Annotated in this window: 15 protein-coding genes; all 15 read right to left on the bottom strand. The window is 32.4% G+C overall.

Annotated elements, in window-relative coordinates:
- Window positions 1-152: 152 nt before the first annotated feature.
- Window positions 153-593: a type II secretion system protein gene (locus tag ACTCDL_RS08275; RefSeq protein WP_463175720.1), complete on the bottom strand. Its 441-nt coding sequence runs from the start codon at window positions 591-593 to the stop codon at window positions 153-155.
- A gap of 248 nt (window positions 594-841) precedes the next feature.
- Complete coding sequence (locus ACTCDL_RS08280) at window positions 842-2,071, bottom strand: type II secretion system F family protein (RefSeq protein WP_463175721.1); 1,230 nt, start codon at window positions 2,069-2,071, stop codon at window positions 842-844.
- Window positions 2,072-2,266: 195 nt separating this feature from the next.
- The gene (locus tag ACTCDL_RS08285) at window positions 2,267-2,689 is read right to left on the bottom strand and encodes a DUF3795 domain-containing protein (RefSeq protein ID WP_463175722.1); all 423 of its coding nucleotides are present in this window, start codon (window positions 2,687-2,689) and stop codon (window positions 2,267-2,269) included.
- 44 nt (window positions 2,690-2,733) lie between these two features.
- On the bottom strand, window positions 2,734-3,957 hold the full coding sequence (locus tag ACTCDL_RS08290; protein ID WP_463175724.1) for an RNA-guided endonuclease InsQ/TnpB family protein: 1,224 nt from the start codon (window positions 3,955-3,957) through the stop codon (window positions 2,734-2,736).
- A 288-nt stretch (window positions 3,958-4,245) separates the two neighbouring features.
- Complete coding sequence (locus tag ACTCDL_RS08295) at window positions 4,246-4,812, bottom strand: hypothetical protein (RefSeq protein WP_463175726.1); 567 nt, start codon at window positions 4,810-4,812, stop codon at window positions 4,246-4,248.
- A 37-nt stretch (window positions 4,813-4,849) separates the two neighbouring features.
- Window positions 4,850-6,106, bottom strand: coding sequence for a nickel-dependent malate racemase, LarAH6 family (larAH6, locus tag ACTCDL_RS08300; RefSeq protein ID WP_463175727.1), 1,257 nt, complete (start codon window positions 6,104-6,106; stop codon window positions 4,850-4,852).
- Window positions 6,107-6,498: 392 nt separating this feature from the next.
- Window positions 6,499-7,683, bottom strand: coding sequence for an RNA-guided endonuclease InsQ/TnpB family protein (locus tag ACTCDL_RS08305; protein WP_463175729.1), 1,185 nt, complete (start codon window positions 7,681-7,683; stop codon window positions 6,499-6,501).
- A gap of 91 nt (window positions 7,684-7,774) precedes the next feature.
- Window positions 7,775-8,167 (bottom strand): IS200/IS605 family transposase, encoded by a 393-nt coding sequence (gene tnpA / locus ACTCDL_RS08310; protein ID WP_463175730.1) that lies wholly within the window; start codon window positions 8,165-8,167, stop codon window positions 7,775-7,777.
- A 418-nt stretch (window positions 8,168-8,585) separates the two neighbouring features.
- Complete coding sequence (locus ACTCDL_RS08315; RefSeq protein ID WP_463175731.1) at window positions 8,586-9,557, bottom strand: Gfo/Idh/MocA family protein; 972 nt, start codon at window positions 9,555-9,557, stop codon at window positions 8,586-8,588.
- Window positions 9,558-9,711: 154 nt separating this feature from the next.
- Complete coding sequence (locus tag ACTCDL_RS08320; protein WP_463175741.1) at window positions 9,712-9,966, bottom strand: glycerate kinase; 255 nt, start codon at window positions 9,964-9,966, stop codon at window positions 9,712-9,714.
- On the bottom strand, window positions 9,960-10,130 hold the full coding sequence (locus tag ACTCDL_RS08325; RefSeq protein ID WP_463175732.1) for a glycerate kinase: 171 nt from the start codon (window positions 10,128-10,130) through the stop codon (window positions 9,960-9,962). Before ACTCDL_RS08325 ends, ACTCDL_RS08320 begins: the two co-directional genes overlap by 7 nt.
- The gene (locus tag ACTCDL_RS08330) at window positions 10,051-10,290 is read right to left on the bottom strand and encodes a glycerate kinase (RefSeq protein ID WP_463175734.1); all 240 of its coding nucleotides are present in this window, start codon (window positions 10,288-10,290) and stop codon (window positions 10,051-10,053) included. Before ACTCDL_RS08330 ends, ACTCDL_RS08325 begins: the two co-directional genes overlap by 80 nt.
- A 102-nt stretch (window positions 10,291-10,392) precedes the next feature.
- Complete coding sequence (pglZ, locus tag ACTCDL_RS08335; RefSeq protein ID WP_463175736.1) at window positions 10,393-12,930, bottom strand: BREX-1 system phosphatase PglZ type A; 2,538 nt, start codon at window positions 12,928-12,930, stop codon at window positions 10,393-10,395.
- Between the two features lie 168 nt (window positions 12,931-13,098).
- On the bottom strand, window positions 13,099-13,503 hold the full coding sequence (gene tnpA / locus ACTCDL_RS08340; protein ID WP_463175737.1) for an IS200/IS605 family transposase: 405 nt from the start codon (window positions 13,501-13,503) through the stop codon (window positions 13,099-13,101).
- Between the two features lie 397 nt (window positions 13,504-13,900).
- On the bottom strand, window positions 13,901-15,246 hold a 1,346-nt coding region (pglX, locus tag ACTCDL_RS08345; protein ID WP_463175739.1), incomplete at its 5' end, for a BREX-1 system adenine-specific DNA-methyltransferase PglX.

Raw genomic sequence — 15,246 nt, forward strand, 5'->3', positions numbered from 1 at the left:
CTTTAATGCTTGTTTGATGCCACAGGTTAAAACACTGTGGCTACTTTAAAAACATAAGATTTCCCTAAAGGGAGATAAAATAATATTAGCCTGAATGAACATCCTAATTATAGCAGATGTGAATTAATGTAATCATTTTTGCTCATTTATAGTTAATTAGATAAAGTCGGTATTTCTTTACTTCTTTTCACCCTCTTATCTAGATCATCTATATAATAGTACTGACCACCAACCTTTAAATCATAATAGATTATATAATTACTAGAGTCGAAAGAATCATCAGTAGGATTATTATTGAAGTTCTGATCATCTAGATTATCAGAAACATACTTATAGCTACTATCTACTGGAGCATAATCTCTGAGAACATCAGGAATAGCCCTGCTTCTTACTGAGTTAGGATATCTACCATACTCTCCCTTTAAGGCTTGATTGAAGTTCTCCAAAAGATTTAAGTGGTACTTAATTACAGTCTCATCAGCCTTCTGTTGGACTTTGGCCCCATTAGGTATTACCATTCCAATTAGAATACCTATAACTGAAATCACTATCATTAATTCTATTAAAGTAAAAGCATCTTCTTTTTTTAACATCCGATTCCTCCTTAATTCTACAATTGTCCTTATCTCTGTATAAAGCAAATTAGATTTTATATTATTAAAAAAAGTTACTGCAATTGAGATATATTACAACAACTTTGGTATTAGCTAGTCAGGTGGTTAGGTAGTTAGAAATTACCTAAACCTCTAACTTCTAACCACCAAAGAAAAAACATCACAATATTACAACATTCCCATTAATCACCACTATCTATATAAATTAATTTACTGATCGCTATCACTTAAACCTGATTAATCATTTGATACATCGGCATCATTGTAGAGAAAACAATAAATATGATAACCAGTCCCAACAAAAGAATTAGAGCAGGCTCTACCATCGACATGATCCCATCTAAACTTTCTCTAAAGTCTTCCTCATAAAAGTTAGATATCCTAATTAACATCTCCTCTAACCTTCCAGTCTCTTCCCCTGTTCTTAGCATCTTAAGTGCCATCCCAGAAAAGAGGGGGTTGTCCTTTAGTGTAGCTGTCAAGCTCTTGCCACTTTGAATCTCCTGCTTAGCTTCCTCAATCGCCTTGGCTAGAACTGAATTGTAGATACTTCCACTTAAAGTATCTAAAGACTGTATGATAGGGATACCACTCTTAAATAATAGACTTAAACTCTTAGTAAAGCGGGCAATCTCCATCTTTGTAATCAAAGCTCCAATAATAGGTAATTTTAATAATAAGCTATCAATCCTATGCCTACCCTTATCCTGATGATAATACCAGTTTAAAGCTAAGATTATCAAATTAAAAGAGAGTATCAATAAATACCAATGTTCTGCTACAAAAGTACCTCCTATCAATAAGGTCTTAGTAAGTAAAGGGGGGTCTAATCTCATCTTAACAAAAAGATTAGCAAACTTAGGTAAGATATTAGTAACGATAAATAGTCCTACTACTATTGTCATTACCAAGATAATCGCTGGATAAGAGATAATAGAGAATAATTCTCTTTTAAACTTCCTCTCCCTGCTAAAGTATTCACTCATCTCATCTAAGACATAAGCCAAAGCTCCAACCTCTTCACCTGTTGCTACCATTTTAATCAATATTTCAGGAAAGGTATCCTTCTCTTGCTTTAGAGCATCAGCCAGATACATTCCTTGCTCTACATTTTTTCTAATATTTATCAGGGCTAATCTCATTTTAGGGTGATTTGTCTCTTCTGCTAATAACTTTAAAGCAACAACCAAGGGTATTCCTGACTCTATTAAAGTAGCAAATTGCCGCAAAAAGACTGCTAGCTCTCTTAAGTCTACCTTTTTAAATCTATTTAGAGTAAAATCCCAACTAAGAGTAAATAAACTCCTCTTCTGCTCTTCTAACTCAACCACATAATAACCTTGATTTCTTAAACGTCGAATGGCTACTTCTCTGTTTTTGGCATTAAGATAACCTGATAACACCTTGCTACTATCATCTCTGACTCTATAATTAAATACTTTATCTATTAGTCTCACCCCTTGCTAAATCAATCATCTATCAGATTTAAAGTTTCAATTATTAGTTCACCTATCATATAAAATACTACATTTTTAGACAAATTCCTCTTTTAGATTAACTCTATCTATCGGTTAACAATTAGCCAAAGAATTGATTTTATTGAATTATTTATAATATTGGATCTAATTTACTAGCTATTCTAATAGATAGAATCATCCTATTCCACTAGCAAACCTCTTCTTTTTCTTAGATTTTGAATTATTCCTTAAATCATCTAATACCTTTTTGCTCTGATAGGGTTTGACAAAATCTTGATAATCTTCTAAGGGCATCTGTTCACTTAATTCATCTCCAACCTTATATTCTAACAGCTTAATTGATATTTGAGTACAAGGATATTGATTACAACTAGTACAATTATCTAATTCCTTCTCCAATGTACAACTACGAATTCTACAATCTTGATTGATTCTCTTTATCCCCTCAATCTGAATAGAACAACCATAACAATAGACCTCATTGGCAGCAATATCTACATCAAAGTACTTTGACCATCCTTCACTGAGCCTTCTTTGATCACTTTTACTAGTAATGTTATCTCTTTGACATACTCCCCGCCCATTCACTACGTTCATGAACGAGGATTCTTAATAGTTCAAGACTATCTTTTCTATTGATATTACGCTGGAATATCCCGACTGAAAGGTCTAATATTCCATTCAACAGAACAACTAATGGAGCTAGAATCATATCTTACTCCATAGGGCGAGGTCAATTCGCCTTCTAACCTAGAGGATTTATCTAATGAACCTCTAGTATACTTCCTGTGAATATTAATAGCACCAATTGAATCTCTATGATATTTAAATTCACATTGACATATATAGTTTCTATTAGTAGGTTTATGTCTTTTGTTACACTTAGGGCAAGTTTGACTAGTATAACTTTCTTCTTGATAATCAACTTTAATACCAACAGATTCAGCTTTATATTCTATTATATCTGTTAGTTGTTTATATACCCATTGGTGCAACTTTTGGTTATTCTTAGTACCAAAACTAATGTTTTCTCTAATACCTTTAATATCACCAATCACGATAGTAGAAACTTTATTCTTAATACAGTAGGAAATAAGATGTGATGAATATTTTTGCAAGACATCATTAATCTTATTTTTACTTTTAAGCATAAGTTTCTTTTTACCACGATTGAGTTTATTCCAACGATTAGAGTATTTTTTACACTTAGACATTTTATTTTGCAATTTTCCTAACTCCCTATTTCTAAATCTAATAAAAGAGTTGAGTTTTCCACCATTATAAATTAAACTCTGTTCTCCATCAAAAGTTACCATTGGGTGTATCTGACCTAAGTCAACTGCTAGAGTTTTGTCATTATTATAGTCTATCTGTTCATTTTCAACATTAACTACAATATGAAGTTTATAGACCTTTTCCTTATGATGATATATAACTTCTGCATACTTAGGTCTTTGATTTAAACTTTTAGTCTTAATTCTTAATGGTGCTGTACCTCTACCATTAGATAATTTAAGCACACCATCTTTTAATTTAATAGCAGATTTTTTATAAATTACCTTATTATATTTCCTAGTGCGATATGGTGGTTTAGGATTATCAGCTTTATCCATAGATTTAAAGAAACCTTTAAGATTAGTATAGTATTGTTGTACTGCACCTTGCTTAGATTGAGAGTGCATATCAAATTTACTAGCATATAGTTTGATTAACTTCTCCATATCATTTTTAGATAACCAAATATCTTTACTTTGCTTTAATTTAAAGATAATAGATACAGTCTTAGAGTATATGCGACCACTTAATCTAGATAGCTTATGAGCTAATTTTTGCTGTTCAATAGGTAGTATATAGGTTTTATTCACAATTTACACCTCCTTTCAACTTAATTATATTGTACCATAAAATTATGGCACCTCCATTTATATTATTGAATTGATATAATATAAATGGAGGTGTTAATATGGTTTTAAAAACTAGAACTAAATTAACTACTACTATTAAAAATGAATTAGTAGAAAAGCTAGATGAAACTTAGTAATTTAGAGATATTAAAATCATTAAATTCTCCACTCTGGTAAAGGTTATAAGCAAAAATACCTGTTCCTATAAATATTATCATTATGGATAGTCTAATTAGCCTCTTAATAAATTTAAGCAATAGGATCTTCCTCAATCTTCTCTGCTAACTCTATTTTAACCCCACCAAACTTGTTGGCAACTAAATTATAGATCAATCCCATCAGAGCACTTAATATCATTCCCAAAATAATATAAATAAATGGAGAAGCTATAGCAAGACCTACTAAAGCCATATCATTAGCTAAAACCCCAGCAATTAACGCAAAAATAGCAAATATTAAAGATACAGCTGCTGCTAAGACCCCATAAACCTTTACAACTGATTTAATATCAAAGCTCTTAATCTCTATCATTCTTCCCACCCTCCCTTCAGATAGTTTTGATTCTAAGCTCACTAGTTCAGCCTCTAAACCACCGACTCTAGCTACAATAAAATTATAAATTTTAGCACCTATAAAAGTACTAATAAAAATAAATATAATCTGTACAAAACTCAATAATATCTCTACAGGATTTATATCTGCACCAGCTAACATCATAGCCAAGTTCAATAAAAGTCCAAGTAATAATAAGGGTAATATCATCAATACATAAATCCTTGCAGCAGAAAAGGCATCTACCTTCTTTAACTCAACCATTTTACTCCTCCTTTCATTATTAACTACCAATATACTTTTAACTTTCAACAACTGGCACTGTCAAACCTCCTTGAGGCATAATAATAGCACTATACTTATTATTATATTTATCCTCTAGATAAGATAATACCTCATCTAGATTATTCATCTTCTTAGCAAACATGGACTCTGTTATCTCTTGGTTAAACTCAGAAATCAAGATGAACTCCTTGCTTAAGACTACCTTACTAATCGCAAAGGCCTTATGACCTCCAATTACAAAACGTTCTTTAATCCTTTTCACATTGTCTTCAGGTCTTGTGGCAGTGTTTAACCACTCTTTAAAGACATCTTCCCCTAAACCTGCTCGACATTCTGCTAAAAGTACTATCGTTCCACCACCTTTAACAGCGTAGTCAGCATTATCTAAAGCCTTTTGGGCTTGATAAATATTAATATCCTTTGGATAGCCTCCTGCACTGACTATTGCTACATCTGCCTTCTTCTTAATTGGCACATGATACATCTGAGTAGACGTCTTAACCCCTTGATACCAAGCTGCTTCTAAATCACCTGCTACTACCTCTACTATCTCCTTTTTACTATTTGTTACTACATTCAAAATAAAATCTACTCCAACTTTTTTAGCTGCCTCAATCATCTCTAGACTAACAGGATTATCCTCTATTTTAGGCAAATTACCAAGTAAATTGACCATATGGGCATGGTTTCTTTGGATACTATCTCTTCCTGCTACTCCTGGTAAGATTGATTTACGCCCTCCTGAAAATCCTGCAAAATAATGAGCAGTTATCACTCCAGTAGTAATCAAAAAGTCCGCCTCTACAACTTCCTTATTCAATAATAAAGTATTTCCAGAGCTTAACTTTCCTAAATCAACTAAATTATTATCAGGATTATGAGAGATTAAGCGATAATTATCAACTATCTCATCACCAAAGATTTTCCTGTTCTGCTCTTCAGTATTAGGATCATGAATACCTGTAGCGATAATAAAGGTAATTGCTTCTTTATCAATCCCACCTTCTTCTAACTTCTCTAATAATGGTGGTAACATATAATCATAAGGTGTCAATCTACTAACATCATTAACAACTATGACTACTTTCTTAGGCTGCTTCTCCCTAACTAGTTTATCTAAGGGCAAAGATTTGATAGGGTCAGTTAAACTAGCTTTAACAGCTTCTAAAGGATCTGTTACACCATCTTTTTCATTTGGTAATAATGTCTCTACTTTTTCTCCTAATTTTTTTAGATTTAGTGTTAATTTTTCTTCTCCATATTTTAATTTCATACTCTACTCCTCCACTTTCTTTTTTATTCTTTACCTAAATATATATTTTATATTATATTTAGATAAAAGTTATCTTTTCCCTTTTTTAAATTAGTCATAAGTGACCAGTTAAAAATTGACTACATCTTCAAAAATAAACTATACCAATCAAGGTACAGTTTAACTATTTTTTGACATCCTCCCCGCCCTTAAAGTACAAGGACGAGGATTCCTTAAAGGAACTTACGAGGTTGTCTGCTGATTAAATGCCAGTCCATTTCTGGTAGGCAAGTATGACGCAAACTTTAGGCTGTGCCATCAGCCCTCCTAAGATAGGCATATAGCCACTTAGGCACTTAGATTATTACCATCTAAGCAGATTGTTGCAAATGCACTTTATTACGTAGTGTCTGTTAAGACACGGAGGCTAAATATTTATTAGCTATATTACGACTTGCATTTAAATCAGAGTGGATATGATTACCACACTCACAAGAGTATAAATTAGCTTTACGATTAGATTTTTTAACTTTAGCACATTTAGAACAACTCTGGGAAGTGTACTTTGGATTTATATATTCCACTTTAATCCCAGCTAAGGTTGCTTTATATTCAATAAATTGTTGAAGTTGATAAAAAGTCCAGCTATGAAGGTTTCTATCCCTACGAGTTCTATAAGAACTCTTCGTGGTAGAACCTGCTCTATTAAGACTTTTAGTAGAATGTTTTTTCACGAAAGGTCGTGATTTTCCGACCTGTAGGGTATTTCGGATATTATCTAGATTTTCCATAATTATAATCCCAACTTGCTCTTGCACAGCAAGATTAATAAGTTGGCGACTAATTTTATGGTTTAAATCTACCATCCATCTCTGCTCTTTGTCATCAATAGTTTTAATAGCTTTTACCTTCTTAGATTGACCTAGTTTTCTTCTTAACGAACGATATTTTTTACGGATAAAACCAGCTTGTTTGCCATTGTGGAATTGACGATTAAGCTCTTTGCCTTGTGGATTTTTAACACTAGCAACAGCTAATTGTCGAAGTCCTATATCAATTCCCATTACATTAGAATTAGCGGTTTCTTTATCAGAAATTTTAATTGTTACAGCAAAGTACCATTTACCCCTTTTATAAAACAGACTAGCTTTACCTAATTTGCAACTATTCTCAATATATCGTTGCAATTCTTCAAACCTTTTAGTCTGCTTAACAGGGAAAGCGAACCTTTGACACTTGCTAGTATAAAGAGGTATTGAGATTATAGACCCATCAATTTTATAATTTTGATTATTATAACAAATAGGCTGATTGTCTTTAAATTCTAAATTCTCTTTATCAGAATCAGATTTTAAAAACAACTTATAGAGTGCTTTCACTTCTCTAATATTCTGATTCTTAACAGCAGAAGGTAGTTTTATCTCTTTAAAGTCAGCAGAACTCAACTTAGTTTCTCCTACTTTAAGTTTGTCAGCAACAGATTGACGATTCTTAACTACTTCTGCAATATTATTTAAGAATATATTTTGTTTTCTTTTAGTTGGTTTTAGCAACTCTAGAACATAAGTTAATTGCATATTATCACCTTTGATTTTCAATATAGTGTTGAATAGTTTCTGAACTAACATTACCCCTACGAGTTTTTTACAAAAACTCTCCGTGGAAATAGCAATTCAATCTTGTACTATATTATTTAGTATTTTCTTCGACATATTGTTTTATTGTCTTAGAGTTAAAATTATCCGCAGTAGCCACAAAATATGCTCTAGTCCATACAGAACCTTTAATATTCAAATTTGGAAAGTGCTTTGATATTCTTCTTCCAGTAGTGCCTTTAATGATATTCATTAGCTTACTAGGAGAATACTTAGGCAAAGCTGATATAAAAAGGTGTATATGGTCTGGCATTATTTCAGTAGCCAATACTTCAAAATTATGTGTATCAGCTAATTCATTAATAGTATCTAAAGTCAATTGTTTAATTTCAGGATTATCTAAAATATGTTTTCTGTATTTAGGTATCCATATAAAATGATAATTTAAAAGGAACTTTGCGTGTCTTGTACTTTTATAGGTATTCATAATTAAAAACCCCTTTATATCAGTTGTTAACTGTATTATATCATAAAAGGGGTTCATGTTCAAGAATTGTATTTTATAAATAATTTTAATTTTCAAGTCGATTAAAAATTAAAATAGCCGATTCATCCCCGCCCTTTAACAAAAGCGAGGCTTTCTCGGCTAAATTCGGTAATACAACAATTAACTTTGATTCTTCATCTGCTCAATTAAAGCATCAATCTCTTCTTGAGACATAATTCCATCTCCCATAGTAATACCTCCTTATTGCTATTTATCCCAAAGCATTGCTACCAAATCCGTTATTATCAAATTTATTCTTATTTTATCATAAATAAAATAATCATCAATAGCTTTTTGATATAAATTAGTAGTCTCCTAAAATGCTTTCTCCATGCTGTGATTTAACAATTTAGAATCTCTATTCAAAGGGATAAGTAATTCCCCACTCTTCTCGAACCTTTGTCATAATCTCCATTACATCAATTGATAAATCTAAGGTCTCTTTACTACTTTGTTTTATAATATAATCACTCATATCCTCTACTTCATACTCCAATGCCTTAGCTGTTTTACCAACTTCAATTACTTCCTGGCTACCATCTGCTGTATAGGTAATTACTGCCTTTTCAGCTCGTGGATAATTATCAACTGTAATAAAACCTTTTTCTCCACCAATAACACCACGTTTTGGCATCTTAGCACGCATACTCAAATTAACAACAGCCAACTCCTCATCATTATTTTTTAAAATAATAGCAGATTGCTCATCAACCCCTGTTTCAAACTCCTTGACAGTAGTTAATATCTCTTGTGGTTGACTAGATAGAAAGAAACGAGCAAAGGATAAAGCATAGGTTCCAATATCAAGCAAAGCACCACCAGCCAAATCTTTATTAAAAAAGCGATTATTGATATCATACTCTTTACAACTACCAAAGGAGACCTGCAACATTTTAACCTTACCGATCTTACCAGCATCAATAATTTCTCGTAACTTTTTATATAATGGCATATGATAAATTGTCATTGCCTCTGCTACAACAAGATTCTTCTTTTGTGCTAACTCAAGGATATCACTCAATTGCTGATAATTAACTGTAATTGCCTTTTCACATAAGACATGCTTACCATTTCTTAAACTTTTTATTATGTACTCATAATGATTACTATGGGGTGTTGAAATATAAACCACATCAATCTTATCGTCTTTTAACATTTGACTATAATCGCCATATGCCTTTTCAACTCCATATTCTTTAGCAAACTCTTCAGCTCTTGTTAATTTTCTAGATCCAACAGCATAGATTCTTCCCTCTACCTGATTTAATGCCTTGGCAAACTCTTTGGCAATTGTACCTGGTCCTAATATAGCCCAATTTAATCTATTCATTAACTTCACCTCGATTTATTTTTTTATAACTCTTATACACCAATCACTTAAATCTAATACCTCTGTTCTATATCAATGAACAATCCAATTTTGGTACACTCTTGTTTAATATTTCTATTCTAAAGTTTATTCTCCTCCTAAATAGCCATAATCTTTAAAACTTCATTTTAAAGAGTTTCATTATTTGTCTACTAATCATCTGCAACCAGATTGGAGCTTTCTCCATTGCTTCTTCAAGGGAGCGTAACTGTTGATTAGCACTGAAGATAGCATCTATCTCCTGCTCTAATTCTTTATCTATATCATCAGATACATTACCTGCAATGGCTATTACAGGTATATTATACTTTTTAGCTGCTCTTGCTACTCCAATTGGGACCTTACCATTAATAGTCTGCTTATCTATAATTGTCCTTCCCCAGTTATAACTAAATCTACCCCTTCCAACTTATCTTCAAAGTTATTAGCCTCTAGAGCTATCTCTATCCCACTTTTAAGTTGAGCACCAAGAAAAGCAACTAATCCAGCCCACCTGCTGCTCCTGAACCTGCTTATTAGTTTCCCTAGCAACAACAGTTGCAAAATGGTATAAATTATCGTCTAACTCTTTTACCATCCTAGCATCTGCACCTTTTTGTGGACCATAAATATATGCTGCTCCATTTACACCATATAGGGGATTGGTCACATCACAGGCTACTTTGATATCCACCTCTTTTACTCGAGAGTCCAATTAAATAATTTAATATAAACTTTTATTTTCTTTTTAAATTTTGATGAAAATACTAGAAATAGCCACAGAGTTTAATCTGTAGCTATAAATTATTTGATTAAATTACAATAAACTTATCCTAAAACTAATCTTTTCATAAAGTTCATCATCTTCTTCATCAATCAATACTAAATAATAATTCTTATCCCGCTGATAATCTAAATTTCTTAAGGTAAACTTCTCTTTAAAACTCCGTTCTTGGGGATTATCTGATTTACTATCAGCAATAATGATATTCTCATTAGATATCTTAGTCTCAGCTTCATCTTCAAAGTAAAGTCTTAATCTTCTAGGTATCAATTTATCCTCTACTTTTTCTGTTTGGAAAAACTCTAGATAAAAGATATTATTAGTAACCTTACGACTAATATTAGTCAATTTCACTTCAACCTTAGCTGATTCATTTTCACTATTCTTACTTCTATCATTCTTAAACTTTATTACTGGTATAACTATCTCTTGTAAGGCTGCTCCTCCATGGACGAAGTTCTGTCCTGCACCTTGTAGTTTAAATCTATTTACTCCACGAGGTACAATTGCTTTCAAATTACTATCATCTCCAAAGATATAACTTAAATCTATACTAAGGATTCCGTCTATATTACTATCTTCTTTACTGATAATGACCCTTCTCTTTATCTCTTTAGCATCTATATTCATCTTCTCAGTCTTGTCACTAACTTCTAATTTATCTCTTCTATAAATAAATCCATGATCTGCTGTAATATAGATATGTGCTGCACTTACTCCATTCTTTAGAGTTTTAACAAGTGAATCCAACTCCTCAAAGGTGTCCTCAACAGCCTTAAAGACTTCTAACTCTGTAGAACTGTTATCACCTTTAGCATCAATGGAATTATGATAGATATAAACTAGTTTCTTACCAGAACAGAGTGTTCGTAGTTCTTTGCGTTTCATTTGGCTTACTTCTTCATAGGTTGTAACTACTGATTCCTCTAAATAACTTTGTAATATTTTCTGCCTATTATCTCGTCCTTTAGAGCTGATTCCATCCACCAGTATATCGCCTTTATCATTAAACTCTAATCTATTATTAGGCAATAAAGTTGCCATACCTAATTTAGTATAAGAGGGTACTACTCCTTGCGTAGCATATAAGTCTGTAGCACCTTTTACCTCTGTATTGAGTCTTTTTGAAAACTCTGCTGCTGCTTCATATCGCAAAGCATCAGAGATAATAACAAAAACTCGCTCTCCTTTAATAACTGTATTTCTAATAAAATCATTATAAAAATCACGCTGTTGCTTTAATCCATCAATTTGCCAGTTATTAGCTAATTTTCTGTCGATGGTATCAGACCATTTGATAGATAGTTGATGTAAGTACCAGTTCTTATAAAGATTTTCTACTCTATCCCTAAGCTCAATTATAATATCTTTATCTGTAATATTATCATAAGCTAAATAAAATTTACGATAAGCACTATCAATTAAATAGTACTCGGTCTGATATTTATTAAACATATCATAGGCACTATCCCTTTTGATAACCCTATTATATTTACTCTGATATTTAAAAATTTCTATAGCCCAATAAATAGCTTCATAGATATCTTTAAATTTACTATACCAATGCTTAGTCCTTCTAGTCTCAATAACTTCTTGATAATAGTTAAACTCATCAAGGTCATTTAATAGATTATTCATCAGCTTATTAATGATAGCTAAATCAAAACTCTTAAAAGTATCACAACCTAAATACTCTTTAATATCCCATTTTTGCAGATGAGTATTTAGCTCTAATTCATCTTCAATTATAGTAGTAAGTTCATCATACTTTAAAGCATCTTGGCTATGATTCATCCAATGGTCGATAAAGACTATAGCTTCAGTCTCTTTATTAGATAGATAAGTTGTCCACTTAGCAGGTAATTCTCTTTGCAAGTTATGTTCTAGATTAGTTATCAAGAATGACTTCATTAGTCCCTCTAAAGTTTTATTCTCTGCTATGTAACCATATCTCTCCTCTACCAACAGCCAAAAGCTCTCTTCATCACCAAAGCTTTGAAACTTCTTTAAATATTTATTCTCTTGACTATCTAAGGAGTCCATTAATATCTCCTTAACTGCATTCTCTAAGCTAGGAGCTTTTAAATTGCATAAAGCCGATAAAATTGCCACATCTAACTTTTCTGCTGTGTAATCTCCTATACCGTAACTCTTAAGTCTAGCATGTCGCTTTTTACTATTAAAGAATTTTTTATAATCTTTAAATTTATAACGTAATGAGTTACCTTCTATACCAAGTTCTTTCATATCTATCATCAATTTATCGGCTGAAAATTCATCAGAATAAAGCAGAATATCCAATAACCAATCTTCTCTTTTTGGTAGTCGGGGATGACTAGAGTAGATTAAATAATTATTTTCTGTATCTACTACTTCTAATTGATATTTCGTTTCAAAATTATTATCTTCAGTCAACTCCCATATTTTTACACCTTCTAAATCTAGCCCATCTATCTCTTCTACAAAATCACCATTATTATCATACCAAAAGATAATATGTCTCTTCTCTCCTTGCTGCAACTCTTGATTAAATTTTTCTACTAGAACTTTTTTTATTTCTGTTAAATTCATAGCTGTCACCTTCTTCCATTTAGCTACGGGTTTAAACCCGTAGCTATGATATTACATAACACCACATTACACCATAACAACCGGTACATCATCATACCACAGGTTGAAACCTGTGGCTAATATTATTTATGATACATCCACCACATCACCACAGGTTGAAACCTGTGGCTAATATTTCTCTAATACATCTATTAAATTATCTTTTGACCTATGGTGTTCTTTTTGATTTAATATATAATTTTTAACTTTGTTGACCCCATATTTACTCACACTCAAAACCCCATAACCATTCTGCCAATATAAATTTGCATCTGTTTCTTTATTTATGATAAAAGATGTTGCTCCTTTTACCTCTTTTACAAACTCTGAAATTCTTTGATTTGGATTAACCCTGATTAAAGAATGAATATGGTCACAAGTGTTTCCGATAGCCAATTTTTGAAAATTATATTTCTCACACTTCTCCTCAATTTTATTATAAATTATCTGTTCAAAATTCCCTGTTATCATTGCTTCTTTCATTTTAGTTGACCAAATCAGGTGGATATATAATTCACTATAAATTCTCCCCATATAATCACCTCATATTTACCATACTATACACCACAGGTTGAAACCTGTGGCTTAGATTTATATGGGTTTTATATTATCCTGATTTGATTGATTAATACATACGATATACCATGAGCCACGGGTTTTAACCCGTGGTATCCTCGATTCCATGATGTATATATGTTTTTGTGACGTTCCAATGATATGTTTCGTTTAGCTACGGGTTGAAACCCGTAGCTATGTTATTACACTACATCATTACGTCACATCACACCATAACAACCGCCACAGGTTAAAACCTGTGGCTATTATCTTGTTTATTCATATCTCACCCTTACCCACGGGTTTTAACCCGTGGTATCCTATTCTATGGTATATCCTATTTAGCTACGGGTTGAAACCCGTAGCTATAAAAGGATTATATTTTCGCCAACACATCCCCAAACTTAGGATAATTCTCCTTAACTCCATCATCTAAATCTAGCTCAATCTGCTGATTGGCTACATGGTTTAAGGTCTCATCATATTCTCTCAACTCCAAGAGGTCACTCTCTATCTCCCTAACCTTCTTCTTAGCTTTGGCTGTTTCACTAGCTGATACATCGGCTTCAATCAAATCCTGTAATCGTTTCTTTTCAGCTTCCATCCTCTTCTGCAACTCATGGAGGTAATCCACTCTAACCTTAGCTACCGTTCCTTTATTGTAACGGTGCATATAAACTAAAGCATTAAAGGCTTTCCCTCGACTATCGCTTTGGAATAACCAATAGATTGGTCGTTTATTATATTTCCTACAATGGTCTTTATAGAACTTAGATTTAGTCAAGAAGTAATCCCTTAAAGTCTCTCTTGAATCCTTATTACTCTTCTTCAAGGTATTAGCGATATAATCAAGATTCTTCTCTAGATTCTCTTCACCAAAGCACACCTTCAAGAACTCGATAAATCTTCCTACTATATCATCATCAAAGTATTCATCCTTAGTAATTGGAATGATCCCATTTTCATCAGCTGGGAAAGTAGAATACTTACTCTGGTCAAAGTCTCCCCCTGCATAAGCTAGTCCTGCTTCATCCAATGAATATCTACCTAACATACAACCAACAGCATAGGAGATAAAGCTCTTAATCTCCCTCTTTCTATCTGCCTTTCGTACGGTTACATCTTTCTCGTCAACCTCTGCAGTTAACTCATCCTCTAATCCATAGATTTCGATAAAGATACGGTTCAACTCTTCTTCATTCTCCTTGAGTTGATAGAACTGATTTTTTGCAAAGTCTGCCCAATTCTTAAAGGCTGCTTCGATAGTTGTGGCCTCACCTTTATGGGTTAATAAGGGGTGACGTTGGAAGTCCCATGAGGTTTCGAAGGAGTCCCAATCGTTTTTGGAGATTTGGATGTTTTGTTGAACTAGTTTATCTATTTTTTCTTTTAGAATCTGATTATTATCAACAGCCTTCTTTTCATATGGAAGTTGTATTATATCACCTTTGTTATAGTCCAATGTAGCAGATAATACATTTAAAAAATGATTTGCTACTTCAGAGTTAAAAAAACCACTTAAAGTATAAATATCTTCTTCAAGTGGAAAACACATTGATCCTTTTTGGTCAAACATAAAACCTTTAGAAGAATACCTAGTAGAAAATTTGTTTGATATGTTACTCCAAGTTATACCTTCCTTGAAATAATTTCCTCTATCTTTCACAACATAATCAACATTTCCATTTAAGTAAGGATATTTACTGTCTCTTATACACATCT

It is taken from the genome of Orenia sp. (assembly GCF_055140805.1).